The sequence below is a fragment of the Haloechinothrix aidingensis genome, from assembly GCF_013450155.1.
GTDB lineage: Bacteria > Actinomycetota > Actinomycetes > Mycobacteriales > Pseudonocardiaceae > Haloechinothrix > Haloechinothrix aidingensis.
In genome coordinates this window covers 178,348-194,879 of sequence record NZ_JACCKD010000002.1, presented here as the reverse complement: position 1 = coordinate 194,879, position 16,532 = coordinate 178,348, and the positions used below count along the sequence as shown (strand labels likewise).

Genomic DNA, 16,532 nt, shown 5'->3' with positions numbered 1-16,532 from the left:
GTCGAGGCACGACCGAATCGTCAACAACATTCCCGTGCGAGGAGTCTGAGCATCGTGGCAACCCCAACAACACGGGCCGATGGGCCCGAAGACACAACATCACAGGACGGGCGGTCGAGCGGCGGTCGGGGGCGCACGCTCGCGGAGAAGATCTGGGACGCGCACGTGGTACGCCACGGTGAGGGTTCCGAGCCGGACCTGCTCTACATCGATCTGCACCTCGTGCACGAGGTCACCAGCCCGCAGGCGTTCGAAGGTCTGCGGCTGGCAGGTAGGAAGGTACGGCGGCCGGACCTCACCATCGCGACCGAGGATCACAACGTCCCCACCATCGACACGCACCTGCCGATCGCCGACCCCGTCTCGCGCACACAGGTCGACACCCTGCGTGCGAACTGCGAGGAGTTCGGCGTTCGCCTGCACCCGATGGGGGACACCGAGCAGGGCATCGTGCACGTCATCGGCCCGCAGCTCGGCCTGACGCAGCCGGGCATGACCGTGGTGTGCGGCGACAGCCACACCTCGACCCACGGCGCGTTCGGTGCGATGGCGTTCGGTATCGGCACCTCCGAGGTGGAGCACGTGCTGGCGACGCAGACCTTGCCGCTGCGGCCGTTCAAGACGATGGCCGTCAACGTCAACGGTGAGCTCCGCCCCGGGGTCACGGCCAAGGACATCATTCTCGCCGTCATCGCCAGGATCGGCACCGGAGGTGGCCAGGGTTACGTGCTCGAGTACCGGGGCAGCGCCATCGAGTCGCTGTCGATGGAAGCACGGATGACGATCTGCAACATGTCCATCGAGGCGGGCGCCCGTGCGGGAATGATCGCTCCGGACGAGACCACCTTCCGTTACCTGCACCAGCGGCCGCACGCGCCGACAGGCGCGCAGTGGGACGACGCCGTCGCCAGCTGGCGGGCGCTGTGCACGGATCCGGACGCGGAGTTCGACGCCGAGGTCGACATCGACGCCAGCACGCTGACGCCGTTCGTCACCTGGGGCACGAACCCCGGCCAGGGCCTGCCGCTGTCCGAGTCGGTGCCGGACCCGGAGCTCATCGCCGACGAGACCGAGCGCTTCGCCGCGGAGAAGGCCCTGTCGTACATGGACCTGGAGCCGGGCACCCCGTTGCGGGACATCGCCGTCGACACGGTCTTCCTCGGATCGTGCACCAACGGCCGGATCGAGGACCTGCGTGCGGCCGCGGACGTGTTACGGGGGCACAAGGTCGCCGACAACGTCCAGATGCTGGTCGTTCCGGGGTCGATGCGTGTTCGCGAGGTAGCCGAAGCCGAGGGGCTCGACACGGTGTTCCTCGAGGCAGGAGCACAGTGGCGGCAGGCTGGATGCTCCATGTGCCTGGGGATGAACCCGGATCAGCTGAGCCCGGGTGAACGCAGCGCGTCGACCTCCAACCGTAACTTCGAGGGCAGGCAGGGTAAGGGTGGGCGCACGCACCTCGTGTCCCCCCTCGTCGCCGCGGCCACCGCGGTACGCGGGACCTTGGCCAGCCCGGAAGATCTCACCGAGTAAAAGGGGACAGCATGGAAGCATTCACCCAGCACACCGGCATCGGGGTCCCGCTCCGTAGATCCAACGTAGACACGGACCAGATCATCCCCGCCGTGTATCTCAAGCGCGTCTCGCGGACCGGCTTCGAGGACGGCCTGTTCGCCGCGTGGCGGCACGACGAGACGTTCGTACTGAACCAGGAGGCGTTCCGTCACGGGAGCGTCCTCGTGGCCGGGCCGGACTTCGGTACAGGCTCCTCCCGCGAGCATGCCGTGTGGGCACTGATGAACTATGGCTTCCGGGTGGTCATCTCCGCGCGCTTCGCCGACATCTTCCGCGGTAACGCCGGCAAGCAGGGACTGCTCACCGCGGAGTGCGAGCAGTCCGATGTAGAGCAGATCTGGAAGATCCTCGAGCACGAGCCGGGCACCGAGGTGGCTGTCGACCTCACCGATATGACCGTGCGAGCGAAGGACTTCGTCACCACCTTCACCATCGACGACTACACCCGCTGGCGCCTCATGGAGGGGCTCGACGACATCGCGCTGACCCTGCGCCACGCGGCGGAGATCGACACCTTCGAAGGCACGCGGCCGGTCTGGAAACCCACGACCACCGAAGCCGACGCCGGCTGATCCCGGCCACGTTCGCCCGTCCACGCGCGTTCGCCATTCCCTCCAATGGGGGGTAGTTCGCCAAAGTCGCAGGGGAGCTAGGGCCGTGTCGTGTGGAATTTGTAGGCTGTTCCTAATACCGTGGCGATTTGAGTCGGCCGGTAGGGCCGTGACAGCAAGGTTCTTCGGAGGACTGGAATGGCGAACAAGACGGATCTGGTTGAAGCGCTCTCTGAGCGTATCGGTGACAAGAAGGTCGCGAGTGAGGCCGTCGACAACCTCGTCGACATCATCATTCGTACCGTGAATAAGGGAGAGAAGGTCAACATCACCGGATTCGGTGCCTTCGAGAAGCGGTCACGCGCGGCTCGCACGGCCAGGAATCCGCAGACGGGCGAGACGGTTCGCGTGAAGAAGACCAACGTGCCGGCATTCCGCCCTGGTACCGCGTTCAAGGAAGTCGTCAGCGGTAAGCGCAAGTTGCCGCGTGCGAGCACTCAGCGGTCGTCGTCGACCACCAAGACCGCCGCCGCTCGTTCCTCGGCGACCCGTGCGCCGGCATCGCCGGGAACAAGCACTCGCCCGACTGCCAAGCGTGCGACGGCTGCCGGTGGCACGGCCACCAAGACGACGGCCAGGTCGGGCCAGAAGGCCGCCGCGACGAAGAGCACGGCGAAGGGTGCGACACAGACCGCGTCCAAGACCGGGACGAAGTCGAGTACTGCCAAGACGAGCACCGCCAAGGCCAGCACGACCAAGGCGAGTACGGCGAAGTCGACGACCGCGAAGTCGACGACCGCGAAGGCGTCCGGCACGACGGCGAAGAAGAGCTCGACGACGACGGCGGCCAAGGGGCAGTCGAAGTCGGCTCCGAAGGCGACGAGCAAGACGGCGTCCAAGTCGACGGCATCGTCGACGAAGGCCTCGCCGAAGTCGACCGCGAAGAGCTCGACCAAGACGGCGGCGAAGCAGTCTACGGCGAAGCGGACGACGACTACGCGGAAGAAGTAGCGCGAGCGTTCCCGCGGGGCGCGTGCCGGTCCGGACGTGGCCGTCGCCGCCTCCGGGGCGAAGTACCCGACGCAAGGAACGCGTGCTCCGTGCGTTGTCGGGGCCGGATGAGCCTCGGTAACGCCGGCAAGCTGATCGTGCAGGAGATGGAAAGACCCCGCTGTGGCGGGTCGGGATGCCACAGCGGGGCTGTTCGCGGGAGCGAGGTACGGCTCGCGCCTGTGGCGGTCAGCGATCCGGTGTCGGTAGCGGGTTCGGCAGGTGGTGCGCGGAGCGCAGCATCGGTCCCGAACCGTCCGGATGTGGGGTGAACGTCAGAACCCACAGCGATCCCTTCTTGGTTGGCGTGCTCCGCAGCGTGTGGCCGTCGCGCGCTGCGAGCGTGCTCACCAAATCCGGGATGACGCCTCCCTGGCTGCACACCACTGGAGTACCACCACCGCTGACCAGTTCGAGCAGGCGCTGCATTCCCTTGTCGGGGTCCTGCGTGTAACCTTCCTCGGACAGCAGCGGTTCGTGGACGACCTCGCTCCCGATGCCTTCCGCGATACGATGCACTGTCTGTACGCAGCGCAGGCGGGGCGCGGAATGGACACGGTCCGGGCCGAACAGCGGTAGCAGGTTCGCCAGCGCCTCGGCCTGACGCAGACCCGCGTTGGACAGCGGTCTGAGATCGTCGTCGCCGTCCCAGTTCTCCTTCTTGCCGGCCTTGGCATGCCGGACGAGCAGCAGAGTGCTCGAGTCCGTCGGGATCGAGGTGAACTCGTCGAGGACGCCGATCTCGGTGGAGTAGCTCAGCACGCGGCGCGCCTCGGCGACGTCCATCCAGCGCAGCTCGTCTACTTCGGAGTTCGGGACGAAGGTACCCCCTGCCGCCCTCGCGCTGTAGTAGTTCACCGACTTCGGTACCGTGCCCTCGCCGGTTTCCGCCGGGATCGTGTATCCCACCGTCGTCAGGAAGCGCTCGAGAACGCACGACTGGCCGGTCTCCTCGGCCACCTCGCGGACCGCTGCCTCCGGACTCGTCTCGTGCCGGTCGATCTTTCCTTTCGGCAGGGACCAGTCGTCGTAGCGCGGGCGATGCACGATCGCGATCTCGGTGCGGTCGTGCCGGTCCCGTCGCCAAACGACGGCACCCGCGGCGCGAGTCGTGAGCTGTCTCTCGGGTGAACCCACCTTCTATCCTTCCCGCGGTCCGAATGACCCGTGCACTCGTTCATCGGTCGGGTCGTACTTCGACATCCGGTTGCCCAACCATCGCTTCAGCCCATCGCCTTGTGCTTGTTCAGCAGCTCTGTCTGGTGGTCGCGAACCTGCGAACCGGATGACGGTGAGGGTGTCCATTCCCCGGTGGACGTCAGTACCCAGCATCGAGTCGCCGGGTCGAGTGCGGAGTCGAGTATCTCGTCGAGCTGTTCGGTCAGCTTGGCGTCGGTCACGTTGACGAGAACTTCGATACGGCGGTCGAGATTCCGGTGCATCATGTCGGCACTGCCGATCCAGTACTGGCCGGCGCCGGCGAAGTGGAAGATCCGGGAGTGTTCCAGGAACCGGCCGAGCAACGAGCGGATGTGGATGTTCTCGCTCAGCCCGGGAACTCCTGGTTTGAGCGCGCAGATGCCGCGTACGACGACCTCGACGTCGACACCGGCCTGGGAAGCATCGTAGAGGCCGTCGATGATCTGCTCGTCGACAAGCGCGTTCACCTTGAGCCGGATACCGGCGGAAAGGCCCTGCCTCGCGCGTTCCGTCTCGGCCCTGATACAGCCGAGGATGCCGCGCCGGATGCCGTGCGGCGAGGTGAGGATGTTGCGGTACTGGCCCTGTTGCGCGTAGCCGGTCAGGACGTTGAACAGGTCGGTGAGGTCGGCTCCGACACCGTCGTCGGCGGTCAGCAAACCGAGATCCTCGTACAGCCGAGCTGTCCTGGGGTTGTAGTTTCCGGTGCCGATATGGCAGTACCGGCGGATCCGGGAGCCCTCCTGGCGGACCACGAGGGAGACCTTGCAGTGCGTCTTCAGCCCGACCAGGCCGTACACCACGTGAACGCCCGCGCGTTCGAGGGTCCGCGCCCACGAGATGTTGGCTTGCTCGTCGAAGCGTGCCTTGATCTCGACGAGGGCGACGACCTGCTTCCCCGCCTCGGCGGCGTTGATGAGGGCGTCGACGATCGGCGAGTCACCGGACGTGCGGTACAGCGTCTGCTTGATGGCCAGCACGCCAGGGTCGCTCGCGGCCTGCTCGATGAAGCGTTGGACACTGGTAGAGAAGGCGTCATAGGGGTGGTTGACCAGGATGTCGCCCTCGCGCAGGGTGGCGAAGACACTCTTCGGCGTCTCCCGCTCGGCGAACGCGGGGTGGGTGGCCGGAACGAACGGGGGGAACTTCAGCTCCTTGCGGTCGAGCGCGGCGAGCTGTTCGAGACAGGTCATGTCGATCAGGCCGGGCACGGCGACGACGTCGTAGGGGTCGACCTCGAGTTCGCGAAGCAACAGCTCGAGCATGTGCTCGCTCATGTCCTTCTCGACCTCGAGCCGGACGGGACGGCCGAACCGGCGCTGGGCCAGCTCGCGTTCCAGAGCTTGCAGCAGGTCCTCGTCCCGGTCCTCCTCGACCTCGAAGTCGGCGTTGCGGGTGACGCGGAAGACGTGGTGCTCGATGACCTCCATACCGGTGAAGAGCTCGGAGAGGTGTGCCGCGATCAGCTCCTCGAGCGGCAGGTAGGTCGTTCCGGCCTCGTCGTCGCCCTCCTCGACGCGGATCAACCGCAGAACGTTGTTCGGGATCTTGACCCTGGCGAAACGTTCCGTGCCCGCTTCGGGGTCGCGCACGGTCACAGCGAGGTTGAGTGACAGGCCGGAGATGTAGGGGAACGGGTGCGCCGGGTCCACCGCGAGCGGGGTCAGCACCGGGAAGATGTGGTCGTTGAAGTAGCTCGACAGCCGGGCGCGTTCCGTGTCGTCGAGCTCGTGCCAGCGGACCATCCGGATACCGACCTCCTCCAGAGCGGGTCGGAGGTGGTCCTCGAACACCGATGTCTGGCGGGAGACCAGGTCCTGGTTGCGCTTCGCGATATAGGCGAGCTGCTCGCGGGGGGAGAGACCGTCCGCGCTGCGCACGCCCAGGCCCATCTCGTGCCTGCGCTTGAGGCCCGCCACGCGGACCATGTAGAACTCGTCCAGGTTGGAAGCGAAGATGGCGAGGTACTTGGCGCGCTCCAGCAGTGGCTGTGACTCGTCCTCGGCGAGGGCGAGTACCCGCGCGTTGAAGTCCTGCCAGGACAGTTCCCGGTTGAGGTAGCGATCCTCCGGTAACGAGTCGAGCAGCTCGCCTGCCCCCGCGGGCGTCACGGCCGGTGGGGCCGAGGGGACGGAGTGGATGTCACCGGTGTGCGGGACGGCATCGGACTCCGGCTCCGCTGCCGCCGCTGTCCCGGGGCCCGGCTGGTGACCATCGGCCTGCTCGCCGCCGTAGCCTGCCGGACCGTGCTCACCCCACTGCTCGGCCGCCGGTTCCGCTGGCCCGCCCGTGCCGCTGTCTCCGGGTACGGCCTCGCCGTTGCGTACCTGCGTACGGTCCTCACTGCTACCCACGCCCCCAATTGTTCCGTACCAGGGCGCGGTGGGCACAGCCCGTGCCTCGAGACGGTGCCGGGGCGATGGCCCCGGACGGCAGGCGGGTGGCGAGCCTCGATCACCGCCGCGCGATTCACCCGCGGCTCAGCCGCCCGAGAGGACAATGCAAACTTGACGGGAGCGGGTCGCAACTGCCCGGGTAGTGGTGCGGCCGTGGCAGGTCCGGTCCGTGGTGCGGACCGAGAGGCAGAAACGAGGCAGTCAGTTGGCCAGGCGAGAGAAGGGCGGGTTCTGGGTCGCCTTCACGGCGATGCTGTTCTACCCGTTGAGCGCGGTGGCGGCACGGGAGTACCGCAGAGCGGACCGTGTCCCACGACACGGTGCCGCGCTGTTGGTGCTCAACCACGTTTCGCACTTCGACCCCGTGACGGACGCGGTCTTCGTGCACCGGCAGCGGAGGGTACCCCGGTTCATGGCGAAGGCCAGCCTGTTCCGCACCCCGGTGCTCGGCAGGATCCTCCGAGGTTCGGCCGGGATACCCGTATACCGCGGAACCACGGGGGCAGGTGATGCGCTACGTGACGCACATCGCACGTTGCGCGAGGGCAAGGTCGTCGTGATCTATCCGGAGGGCACGATCAGCAAGGATCCGGACGGGTGGCCCAAGCACGCGTTCCCGGGAGTGGCGCGGCTGGCATTGCACAACGACGTACCGGTGATACCGATCGCGCGATGGGGGACCAACCTCGTGCTCGACGGCTACGCGAAGCGGTTCCGGCCGTTCCCGCGTAAGAAGGTGACATACAACGTGGGTAAGCCGGTGGACCTGTCCGGTTATCGTGAGCTGGAAGCGAGTACGGCGACGTTGCGCGAGGTCACGGATCTACTGATGTCGGAGGTCACCGCGTTGCTCGCGGAGATTCGTGGTGAGGAGCCTCCGGCCAAGGAGGAGTCAGCACAGGTGGACGATGCCTGAGGTGCCGGCGGACGAATCGGTTCCGCAACGGATCACGGTGCTCGGCGCGGGCTCGTGGGGGACGAGTTTCGCCAAGGTGCTCGCCGACGCGGGCCGCGACGTGACCATGTGGGCTCGCCGCGCGGAGCTGGCGGAGGAGATCTCCGAGTGCGGCGGTAACGAGCGGTACCTCCCGGGAGTGCGCTTACCCGAGAGCCTGCGTGCCACGAGCGATGCCACGCGGGCGCTGGACGGCGCGCAGGCGGTGGTGCTTGCCATGCCGAGCCAGACCCTGCGGGCGAACCTGTCCGGCTGGCTGGAGCTCCTGCCGGACAGCGGACCGCTGGTCAGCCTGGCCAAGGGGGTCGAGCTTGGCACCCTCAAGCGGATGAGCGAGGTGATCGTCGAGGTCACCGGTGTCGATGAGCGGCGCGTCGTCGTGGTGGCCGGTCCCAACCTGGCTCGCGAGATCGCCACGGAGCAGCCATCGGCAGCCGTGCTGGCCTGCACCGATCACGAGCGGGCCGTGTCGATCCAGCGGGCCAGCTTCAACGAGTACTTCCGGCCGTACACCAACACCGACGTCATCGGCTGTGAGCTGGGCGGGTCCTGCAAGAACGTCATCGCGATGGCCTGTGGCGTCGCGGCGGGGCTCGGATACGGCACGAACACGATGGCCACGCTGATCACCCGTGGCCTTGCCGAGATCGCGCGGTTGGGTGCCAAGCTCGGCGCGGACCCGCTGACGTTCTCCGGCCTCGCCGGGGTCGGTGACCTCGTTGCGACCTGCTCCTCCCCGCTGTCGCGGAACCGCACGTTCGGCGAGCGGCTCGGCAAGGGCGAGTCGCTCGCCCAGGCACAGGAAGCCACCGGTGGACAGGTAGCCGAAGGCGTGAAGTCCTGCTCGTCGATCCGGGAGCTCGCCAACGAGCAAGGGGTGGACATGCCGCTCACCGACGCGATGCACCGGCTCTGTCACGACGGGCGCAGCCCTCGTCAGGTCGGTGCCGAGCTGCTCGGTCGCGCCAAGAAGCCGGAGTGGGACTGAGCTACGCGGTGGTGAGCTCGGTGCGTGCGACGTGTCCGCGATGTGGGATCGGTAACTCGGCGAGCCGTCGCGCTTGACGGTTCCGGGCAGGCCTGCGATGCTCCGGAACCGTGTACGAGCGTTTCCTGAACCACAGCGGTCCCGTCTTCCTGCGACGTGTCGCTAGCGCTCTGTGTCTCTGTCCTTGATCACGGCCGACACACGTCCGTACGTCGTGGTGATGCTCCCGCAGTGATCGCCTCACTGGAGCCGCCTTCGACTCCCGCCGTAGAACGAGGATCTCTGCTGTGTTCGCAGTCCCGGATAATACTGTCGTCGAGCCCGGAAGCGGCTCGGCGCCGCGCCACCCCGTCCGCGTAGCGATGGACTTCGCCGCCGAACGCGAGCGGTGGCGTGACCTTCTCCGCTACGACCCGTCCGAACGCTTCGCCGTGCTCGTCGAGTCCGGAACGGACCAGGAAGTGTGGCTGATGAGCTGGCTTCCCGGTCAGGGCACGGACATCCATGACCACGGCGACACCAGCGGCGCGTTCACCGTCGTCAACGGGCAGCTGACCGAGGTCGTCGCGCGCAGGCGCCTCACCGACGAGCTGGACGCGGACGGCGTGGACACGCACGTGCTCGACACCGGCCAGTCCCGGGTGTTCGGGCCCGGTTACGCGCACCGGATGCGCAATGACGGCCCCGACCCGGCCGTGAGTATTCACGTCTACCGCTACGGTTCGCGTACCGTCCGCTCGTTGCGGGACTGACCCGGCGGACCGGCCAGGCACCGGCAGGCGGCTCAACCGGGCCGCCGCAGAACGTGCCCGGGAACCGGCACGTCCCCGGCAAGGTCCGGGGCCGGTAGCGGGGCGCCGAGCTCCCACCGCACGGGTAGTGTGCCCGCCCAGCGCCTGCCGTCGGCGATGTCGTGCTCCTCGTCGCCCGGCCCCTCGTCGCGCACCTTGACCGAGGCCTCGTCCAGCGGGACGGCGAGCACGGACACCGAAGCGAGCTCCTTGCGGGTCGTCCCGCGCGCGTACTCCCAGGACCCCGGCGTGACGTTGTCGGTGATGACGCGCAGGCCGGCCAGCTTGGCGTCGTGATCGTCGACGACGTGCGCGGTTCCGTGCACGATCGCACTGCGATAGTTGAGCGTGTGATGCACGAGGCTTCGCGCGTAGACGATCCCGTCCACGTGCGTCACAGCCACGCACAACTGCACTCCGGACGCCGCGGCGCGCAGCGAGTGCGCACCCGTCGAGCCGTGCAGGTAGAGGGTGTCGGAGTCCCGCCCGTAGCACGTGGGCAACGTCACCGGTGCACCGTCGCGTACCAGGCTCATGTGGCACAGGAAGCCCGCGTCGAGGATCTCGTACAGCGTCCGCCTGTCCGTGCGCGCACGGTGCGCCGTCCGCCTGGGCGTGCTGCGTTCCGTCGGAGACAGCGGCATATCTGGCATGTCTCCAACGGTGCTACACGCACGTGGCATGATTGAATGGCCAGTATCACGCGATGTGGGAATGCCACTTTCGCGGTCAGCGGGACTGTACCCCGTGCGGGTACGTAAGGAGTCGGGATGCCGCTGCTCGATACCGTGCTCCCGGTCACGCTCGACCGTGCGGCCGGTGTGCCGCTGGCCGTGCAGCTCGCGGACGGTTTGCGGGTCGCGGCCACCACCGGGCACCTGCGCAGTGGGGACCGGTTGCCGTCGACCCGGGCGTTGGCCAAGCGCCTCGGGGTCAGCCGCACCGTCACGGCAGCAGCCTATGAGCAGCTGCACGCCGAAGGGTGGATCGCGGGCAGGCACGGGTCGGGAACCTACGTGACGACCACGCCATCACAGGGTGGATCGGGCCCGACAGTCCACAGTGTTGAGTCCGGTGAGGATGACGAACTTCTCGAACTGATCCCCGGAATGCCGTGGGCGGAAGGTATAGATCGTGCGGCGTGGCGCCGTGCCTGGCGCGCCGCTGCGGATACGCCGCCGTCGCAGTACACCCATCGGGCCGGCATCGCAGGCTACCGCGCGGCGATCGCCGAGCACCTGCTGCGTCACAGGGGACTGCGCGCCGACACGGCGAGCGTGCTCGCGACCGCGGGTACGACGAGTGCGCTCGCCGAGCTGGCCGCGAGCGTGTTCCGCGCGGGTGAGGTGGTTGCGGTCGAGGATCCCGGCTACCAGCGTGCCGTCGAGGCGCTACGCGCGGCAGGCGTGCGGGTCGTCCGCGTACCGGTCGATGCGGACGGGATCCGTGTCGAGGAGATCCCCCGCCAGGCGAAGGCCGTGTATTGCTCCCCGGCACACCAGTACCCGCTGGGAAGCACGATGAGCGCCCCGCGCAGGGTCGCGCTCGTGGAGCGGGCCCGTGCGGAAGGCTTCCTCGTGCTGGAGGACGACTACGACGGCGAGTTGCGCTACGACGTGGCGCCGCTTCCGCTGCTCGCCGCGCTCGCCCCGGATGTGGTTGTGCATCTCGGTACGACGAGCAAGATCCTCACCCCGACGCTCGGCGCCGGGTGGATGGTCGCCCCCTCACCGGTGTTCTCCGCCGTCCTCGGTCATCGCGAGCGAACCGGCACCCGCCCGTCCCCTGCCGGGCAGCGGGTGGTCAGCGAGCTCGCCAGGAACGGCGACCTCGGCAGGCACATCAGGCGGGTGCGTAGGGAGCTGGCCGAGCGGCGCAGGTTGCTCACCGCCACGTTGCGGGCTGCGGACGTCCCCGTACTCGGCGATGATGCCGGAGCCCACCTGCTCGTGCCGCTGGCGTCGGCCGAGGAGGAGCGGGACCGGCTGCAGCGCGCGCTCGACCGTGGCGTGCGGCTCGATGGGCTCGCCCGGCACTTCGCGGGCCCGGCCAGCACGCACGGTATCGCGGTCGGCTACGCCGGGTGTTCCCGGCAGGCCCTGACCGGGGCGCTGGACACGCTTGTCGTGGTGCTGGGCGGTTGACCCGATGGGGTGGCGAGCATCGCCACGGGTGGGCGTAAGGTCGCGCACTATGAACGAGCGCAGGACCCGGGTGGCGGTGATCTTCGGCGGGCGCAGTACCGAGCACACGATCTCGTGTGTCTCCGCGGGTAGCGTGCTGGCGAACCTGGACCGCGAGCGATTCGAGATCGTACCGATCGGTATCACGCCGGAAGGCGGATGGGTGCTCGGCACCGATGACCCGGCGGCGTTGCAGATCACGAACAAGCGGTTGCCCAGCGTGGACGGCGGGACCGAGCTGATCCTGCGTGGCGACCCGACACGCAGGGACCTGGTGAGCCTGCCGCCAGGCGGCGAGGTCGATGTGCTGTCCTCGGTGGACGTGGTGTTCCCGCTGCTGCACGGTGCCTTCGGTGAGGACGGCACGGTCCAGGGGTTGCTGGAGCTGGCCGACCTGCCCTACGTGGGGGCGGGTGTGTTCGCCAGCGCGGCCGCCATGGACAAGGTGTTCGCGAAGAAGCTTCTCGTGGCCGAGGGCCTGCCGATCGTTGACTACGCCGAGGTGCCGCGCGGACGGTCCACTCTGGACAGGCAAGAGTGCGAGCGCCTCGGCCTTCCCGCTTTCGTCAAGCCGGCCCGCGCCGGATCGTCCATCGGCATCAGCAAGGTGTCCGGCTGGGACGAGCTGCCTGCGGCCGTGGAGCTCGCGAGGCAGACAGACCCGAAGGTGCTCGTCGAGTCCGGAGTGTCCGGCAGGGAGATCGAGTGCGGTGTCCTCGAGTTCCCGGACGGACGGGTGGAGGCGTCGCTGCCCGCGGAGATCCGGGTGCTCGGCGACGACGACGCCGCGTGGTACGACTTCGAGACGAAGTACCTCGACGACGGTGCCGAGCTGGACATCCCCGCCAAGCTCGCCGACGACGTCACCGAGCGCCTACGAGCGGTAGCGGTGCGCGCGTTCCGTGCGCTGGACTGCCAGGGCCTGGCGCGTGTGGACTTCTTCGTCGAGGCGAACGGGGAGCTGCGAATCAACGAGATCAACACGATGCCCGGATTCACCACCACTTCGGCGTACCCGAAGATGTGGTCGGTGACGGGGCTGGACTACTCGACCCTGCTGTCGACCCTGATCGAGACCGCGCTCGCACGGGGAACCGGGCTGCGCTGACGGTCGCGCGACGGCGAGCCGACGGACCCTTTCGGTACATATCTGGTACCGGAGGGGCCCTTCGGCTCGGCCCCGCGTTCTCACTCCACCTCGACGGGGCGGGCCTCGAGCGTCTCGGCGATCGTCTCGGACATCACCTGGAGGGGTCCCGTGCCCGCGCTGTCGGGAACGGTTAGTGCGATGTAGACGTCGCGGTCGACCGCGTACCAGGTGTGCGAGCCCGCACCCTCCACGGGGAGCCATTCCACCCCGTTGACGGCGCGCAACGGCGAGTCGGGCGCGAGCTCTCCCGGCTGTTCGACCCCGCACCGCAGCACGATCGGATCGTCGAGGCCCCAGGCCGTGGTAGCGGGTGGTGCCGGCTCGGCGAGCTCCCTGCGGTCGGCGGTACCGTCGCCGTCCCCGTCGATCGGGAGCCGGTCGGGTGTGGCATCCAGCACGCTGCCGCACGCCCGCGCGCCGGCATCGGGTGCCGGAACGCCGGGAACGGCGAGTGCGGAGTCGTCCTCGGCGTGCTCGTCCTCGGCGTCCGATCCGTAGACCAGCCCGATCACTGCTGCCGCTGCGGCGAGCGCAAGGGCGAGGGCGGCTGCCACGACGAGCAGGGCGCGCGGCGGCGCGCTGTCGTCGGAACGGTCCGTGTCGTCAGGCACGGGACCACTACATCACGGCCTACAGATGCACGACCGGGCAGGTCAGGGTACGCGTGATGCCACCGACGTTCTGGATGCGAGCCACCACCAGCTGGCCCATCTCGTCGACCGAATCGGCCTCGGCGCGCACGATGACGTCATACGGCCCCGTGACATCCTCCGAGCTGATGACTCCGGGAATCGTGGCTACCTCCGCGGCGACGGATGCTGCTTTACCGACCTCGGTCTGGATGAGGATGTATGCGTTGACCACGGCGCGTCCCTTCGTCGGATCGGGTTGGTTCACGGTAGGAACGACCCCGGAGGGTTGTTCACCATCCAACAGACGCGGGCCGCCCGCAAGTGCGGCTCGCCGCTGCTGGCTACGGGTACACCGAGGACGTTACTCATATGCTGGGCTACACATCGCGCGCAGGTCACCCGGTAGCGCCTGGCACCGGCGGCCGCGTGCTGGCCGCGGCAGCTCCCTGTCCACCAGCATGTGACTGTCCACCACCGTGTGAACAGCCCTTCGCGGCCGCCTGCCCGTCGTGCGACGGGCAGGCGATCCGGCGGCCCGTCAGGCCGTGGTTACCCCCGGCCTGCCGTCGTGACCGTCGTTGCCGCAGCCGCCGCCCGGCGGCACGGGCGCCGGGAAGGCCGGTGGCCGTCCCGCGCTAGCCCGTCCGGCGCGGGACCGAGCGGGGAGGCGGCGCCGCGTCAGGCCGTGCGGGACAGGCGGGGAGACTGGGGCGGTGCGACCGTGGCCCTCGCGGGCGTGTCCGTCGCCTGCGGCGGAACACGGGGAGTCGAGACGGACAGGTGGGTGAGCTGTGCAGAAGCCGAGCAAGGACACAGGATCCGGGGATCGCACCGTGGCGAGTCTCGGGGAGTTCGGCACGATCGATGCGGTCACCAGCGGACGGAGCCAGCCGGACTCGACCGTGGTCGGGCCGGGCGATGACGCGGCGGTCGTCACCGCACCGGACGGCAGGGTGGTAGCGACCACGGACGTGTTGGTGCAGGGAGTGCACTTCCGGCTCGACTGGTCGCAGCCGGAACACGTCGGGAGGAAGTCGGTCGCCGTCAACCTCGCCGATGTCGTCGCGATGGGCGCTCGCCCGTCGTCGGTGCTCGTGGGGCTGGCCTGTCCCGGTACGACCGATATCAGCACGGTCACCGAGCTCGCCGACGGGATGTGGGCCGAGGCCGCACGCGCAGGCATCGGCCTCGCCGGTGGCGACACGGTGTCAGCGGATCAGGTTGTGATCAGCGTGACAGCACTGGGTGACCTGCAGGGTCGCGCACCGGTGCTGCGCTCGGGCGCTCGCGCGGGCGACGTTCTGGCGATGTGCGGCAGGCTCGGCTGGGCAGCGGGCGGGCTGGCCGTGCTCGGGCGCGGCTTCCGCTCCCCGGTCGGTGTGGTCAACGCGCACCGCTACCCCGAGCCCCCCTACACCGAGGGCCCCGCGGCCGCCGAGGCGGGAGCCACCTCGATGATCGACGTCTCGGACGGGCTGCTGGCAGACGTGCAGCATCTCGCCACGTCCTCCGGCGTCGGGTTCGACATCGCCACGCAGAACCTGCGCGTCGACGACAGGTTGGCCGAGGTCGCCTCGGCGCTCGGTGCCGACCCGCTGCACTGGGTGCTGACCGGTGGCGAGGATCACGCGCTCGTCGCGACGTTCCCGGGGGAGGGCAGCGTGCCGCAGGGCTGGACGCGCATCGGCACGGTCGTGCCCGCCGGATCCGGCCCGGCCCCGGTCACCGTCGACGGCGGTCCCTACACCGGTGGTGACGGCGGCTGGCAGCACTGGCGCTAAAGCGTGTCGAGCAACCTCGGTGAGGCTGTCTCCACCGCCCTTCTCGGGCGTCGTCGGTCTCAGGCAGCGGGTGCTGGCTGAGCGTCGGTTCCCACGTCGTCCAGGCTCGTTTCACCGTCACCGGGGTGACGGCCAGAGCGTTCCTGTCGGTGAGCGTTGGTGACCGGGCCACCTGCTTGGTGGTCCCGAACCTGGGCGTGATCTTTCTCGGCCCAGATGGCGAGGTTGATCGCCGCATTCAGGTCCCTGTCGAGGATCAGGGTGCACGTCTCGCAGTGGTAGGTCCGCTCGTCGAGACCCATGCTGGCACGGACGGTGCCGCAGCCGGAGCAGCTCTTGGATGAGGCGAACCAGCGGTCCGCGACCACGACGTCGCCCTGCCGCCACGCTTGCTTATAGGCCAACAGCCGGGCGAGTTCGGTCCATCCAGCATCGGAGATGGAGCGAGCGAGGCGGGGGTTGGCGAGCATTCCTGACACGTTCAGGTCTTCGAGGACGAGGCGGTCGTGGGTCTTGACCAACTCGCCTGTGACCTGGTGCAAGAAGTGCTGGCGGATGTTGCGGACGCGGGCGTGGTGACGCCCGAGCCGGGCGGCGGCTTTCCTCCTGTTCTTCGATCCCTTCTGTTTGCGGGTCACGGCGCGAGCAAGGCGGCGTTGCTTGTTCATCCCCGCAGCGAGCGCCTTGGGCGGCGCGCTGACGCGGGCAACCTCACGGCCATCGGAAGTGGCCGCCACCACCAGGGCGTTGAGGCCGTTGATGAGGTCAAACCCGGTCCACGGCACCATCACCGACTCATCCCGTCGCTGCTTCCTGGCTTGCAGGTGGAGGCGCAGGCACTGGTTGAACGCGAACCGGGCCGCACCCGCGTGCCGCGCGAGTACCGCCCGCTGATCGACCGTGGGGTCGAGGCAGTAACGGAACGTGGTGTGCCGGGTCATCGCCGTCCATGCTGCATCACGCCACCGACACTGTGGTGTCGGCACGCACGACGACGATACGGTCCATGAGCACGTGCACAGAGCGGAAACGACATCGTTCCGAACTGCCGACACCGCACGGTTGCGGATCGGCCGCCCACAACACGTCCTCCGGTTCACCCGCACTGGCCTGTGGCTACGCATCCCGCGCACCCCGCGCATCCCGCATAAGCAAACCCACTGGCCCCACCGTTGCTGCCACCTACGACCGGGCAGGCATCGAGGCCGAGACCGTCTCCGGACCCGATCCCGCCCACGAGTTCATCGTCCAACCCCGCCGCGGGATCGTGGAACGCCCCA

The 16,532-nt window shown here is 68.5% G+C and carries 15 protein-coding genes and 1 pseudogene; 9 read left to right on the top strand and 7 right to left on the bottom strand.

All coding sequences use genetic code 11. The annotated features are described in order from the left end of the window. The first annotated feature begins 54 nt into the window (after positions 1–54). From leuC to H0B56_RS23420, 3 genes and pseudogenes are all read left to right on the top strand, one after another. Positions 55–1,533: a 3-isopropylmalate dehydratase large subunit gene (gene leuC, locus H0B56_RS05455; protein WP_180891845.1), complete on the top strand. Its 1,479-nt coding sequence runs from the start codon at positions 55–57 to the stop codon at positions 1,531–1,533. 11 nt (positions 1,534–1,544) lie between these two features. Then, the gene (gene leuD, locus H0B56_RS05450) at positions 1,545–2,147 is read left to right on the top strand and encodes a 3-isopropylmalate dehydratase small subunit (protein WP_180891844.1); all 603 of its coding nucleotides are present in this window, start codon (positions 1,545–1,547) and stop codon (positions 2,145–2,147) included. 177 nt (positions 2,148–2,324) lie between these two features. Continuing rightward, positions 2,325–2,579: pseudogene (locus H0B56_RS23420) on the top strand (HU family DNA-binding protein); the annotation flags it as partial. A 44-nt stretch (positions 2,580–2,623) separates the two neighbouring features. Here H0B56_RS23420 and H0B56_RS23415 read toward each other — a convergent pair. The 3 genes from H0B56_RS23415 to H0B56_RS05435 form a co-directional block, all read right to left on the bottom strand. Further along, the gene (locus H0B56_RS23415) at positions 2,624–3,082 is read right to left on the bottom strand and encodes a hypothetical protein (protein WP_343063810.1); all 459 of its coding nucleotides are present in this window, start codon (positions 3,080–3,082) and stop codon (positions 2,624–2,626) included. Positions 3,083–3,365: 283 nt separating this feature from the next. After that, the gene (locus H0B56_RS05440; protein WP_180891842.1) at positions 3,366–4,313 is read right to left on the bottom strand and encodes an NUDIX domain-containing protein; all 948 of its coding nucleotides are present in this window, start codon (positions 4,311–4,313) and stop codon (positions 3,366–3,368) included. Positions 4,314–4,399: 86 nt separating this feature from the next. Continuing rightward, positions 4,400–6,730 carry an RNA degradosome polyphosphate kinase gene (locus H0B56_RS05435; protein WP_343063766.1) on the bottom strand — a complete coding sequence of 777 codons (2,331 nt, stop codon included), beginning with the start codon at positions 6,728–6,730 and terminating at the stop codon, positions 4,400–4,402. Between the two features lie 247 nt (positions 6,731–6,977). Between H0B56_RS05435 and H0B56_RS05430 the strand changes: the two genes are divergently transcribed. The 3 genes from H0B56_RS05430 to H0B56_RS05420 all read left to right on the top strand — a co-directional run bounded on the left by H0B56_RS05430 (position 6,978) and on the right by H0B56_RS05420 (position 9,467). Beyond that, positions 6,978–7,688, top strand: a complete 711-nt coding sequence (locus tag H0B56_RS05430; protein ID WP_180891841.1) for a lysophospholipid acyltransferase family protein — start codon at positions 6,978–6,980, stop codon at positions 7,686–7,688. Further along, positions 7,681–8,715: an NAD(P)H-dependent glycerol-3-phosphate dehydrogenase gene (locus H0B56_RS05425; protein ID WP_180891840.1), complete on the top strand. Its 1,035-nt coding sequence runs from the start codon at positions 7,681–7,683 to the stop codon at positions 8,713–8,715. The genes H0B56_RS05430 and H0B56_RS05425 overlap by 8 nt, the downstream gene beginning before the upstream one ends. 287 nt (positions 8,716–9,002) lie before the next feature. Then, positions 9,003–9,467 (top strand): cupin domain-containing protein, encoded by a 465-nt coding sequence (locus H0B56_RS05420; RefSeq protein ID WP_180891839.1) that lies wholly within the window; start codon positions 9,003–9,005, stop codon positions 9,465–9,467. A 32-nt stretch (positions 9,468–9,499) separates the two neighbouring features. On the opposite strand, the gene H0B56_RS05415 is transcribed toward H0B56_RS05420, so the two are convergent. Next, a complete protein-coding gene (locus H0B56_RS05415) occupies positions 9,500–10,159 on the bottom strand; it encodes a pyridoxamine 5'-phosphate oxidase family protein (protein WP_180891838.1) in 660 nt (219 codons plus the stop codon). A 117-nt stretch (positions 10,160–10,276) separates the two neighbouring features. On the opposite strand from H0B56_RS05415, the gene pdxR reads away from it, so the two are divergent. Together pdxR and H0B56_RS05405 are read left to right on the top strand one after the other, a co-directional pair. Next, positions 10,277–11,650: a MocR-like pyridoxine biosynthesis transcription factor PdxR gene (gene pdxR / locus H0B56_RS05410; RefSeq protein WP_180891837.1), complete on the top strand. Its 1,374-nt coding sequence runs from the start codon at positions 10,277–10,279 to the stop codon at positions 11,648–11,650. A gap of 49 nt (positions 11,651–11,699) precedes the next feature. Then, positions 11,700–12,797: a D-alanine--D-alanine ligase family protein gene (locus tag H0B56_RS05405; protein WP_180891836.1), complete on the top strand. Its 1,098-nt coding sequence runs from the start codon at positions 11,700–11,702 to the stop codon at positions 12,795–12,797. 80 nt (positions 12,798–12,877) lie between these two features. On the opposite strand, the gene H0B56_RS05400 is transcribed toward H0B56_RS05405, so the two are convergent. Both H0B56_RS05400 and H0B56_RS05395 read right to left on the bottom strand, forming a co-directional pair. Continuing rightward, positions 12,878–13,450, bottom strand: coding sequence for a DUF3515 family protein (locus tag H0B56_RS05400; protein WP_180891835.1), 573 nt, complete (start codon positions 13,448–13,450; stop codon positions 12,878–12,880). A 19-nt stretch (positions 13,451–13,469) separates the two neighbouring features. Then, positions 13,470–13,703: an Lrp/AsnC ligand binding domain-containing protein gene (locus tag H0B56_RS05395; RefSeq protein ID WP_180891834.1), complete on the bottom strand. Its 234-nt coding sequence runs from the start codon at positions 13,701–13,703 to the stop codon at positions 13,470–13,472. A 559-nt stretch (positions 13,704–14,262) separates the two neighbouring features. On the opposite strand from H0B56_RS05395, the gene H0B56_RS05390 reads away from it, so the two are divergent. Next, entirely contained in the window at positions 14,263–15,252 is a 990-nt protein-coding gene (locus H0B56_RS05390; RefSeq protein WP_180891833.1) for a thiamine-phosphate kinase, read from the top strand. A gap of 59 nt (positions 15,253–15,311) precedes the next feature. Here H0B56_RS05390 and H0B56_RS05385 read toward each other — a convergent pair whose 3' ends face one another. Next, on the bottom strand, positions 15,312–16,193 hold the full coding sequence (locus tag H0B56_RS05385) for an RNA-guided endonuclease TnpB family protein (protein WP_180891832.1): 882 nt from the start codon (positions 16,191–16,193) through the stop codon (positions 15,312–15,314). Positions 16,194–16,532: the final 339 nt, after the last annotated feature.

Excerpts from the sequence above, each read along its gene's own strand:
- leuD (WP_180891844.1), top strand. The coding sequence starts at position 1,545 with ATGGAAGCATTCACCCAGCACACCGGCATCGGGGTCCCGCTCCGTAGA.
- H0B56_RS05385 (WP_180891832.1), bottom strand. The coding sequence starts at position 16,193 with ATGACCCGGCACACCACGTTCCGTTACTGCCTCGACCCCACGGTCGAT.
- H0B56_RS05425 (WP_180891840.1), top strand. The coding sequence starts at position 7,681 with ATGCCTGAGGTGCCGGCGGACGAATCGGTTCCGCAACGGATCACGGTG.
- H0B56_RS05415 (WP_180891838.1), bottom strand. The coding sequence starts at position 10,159 with ATGCCAGATATGCCGCTGTCTCCGACGGAACGCAGCACGCCCAGGCGG.
- pdxR (WP_180891837.1), top strand. The coding sequence starts at position 10,277 with ATGCCGCTGCTCGATACCGTGCTCCCGGTCACGCTCGACCGTGCGGCC.
- H0B56_RS05405 (WP_180891836.1), top strand. The coding sequence starts at position 11,700 with ATGAACGAGCGCAGGACCCGGGTGGCGGTGATCTTCGGCGGGCGCAGT.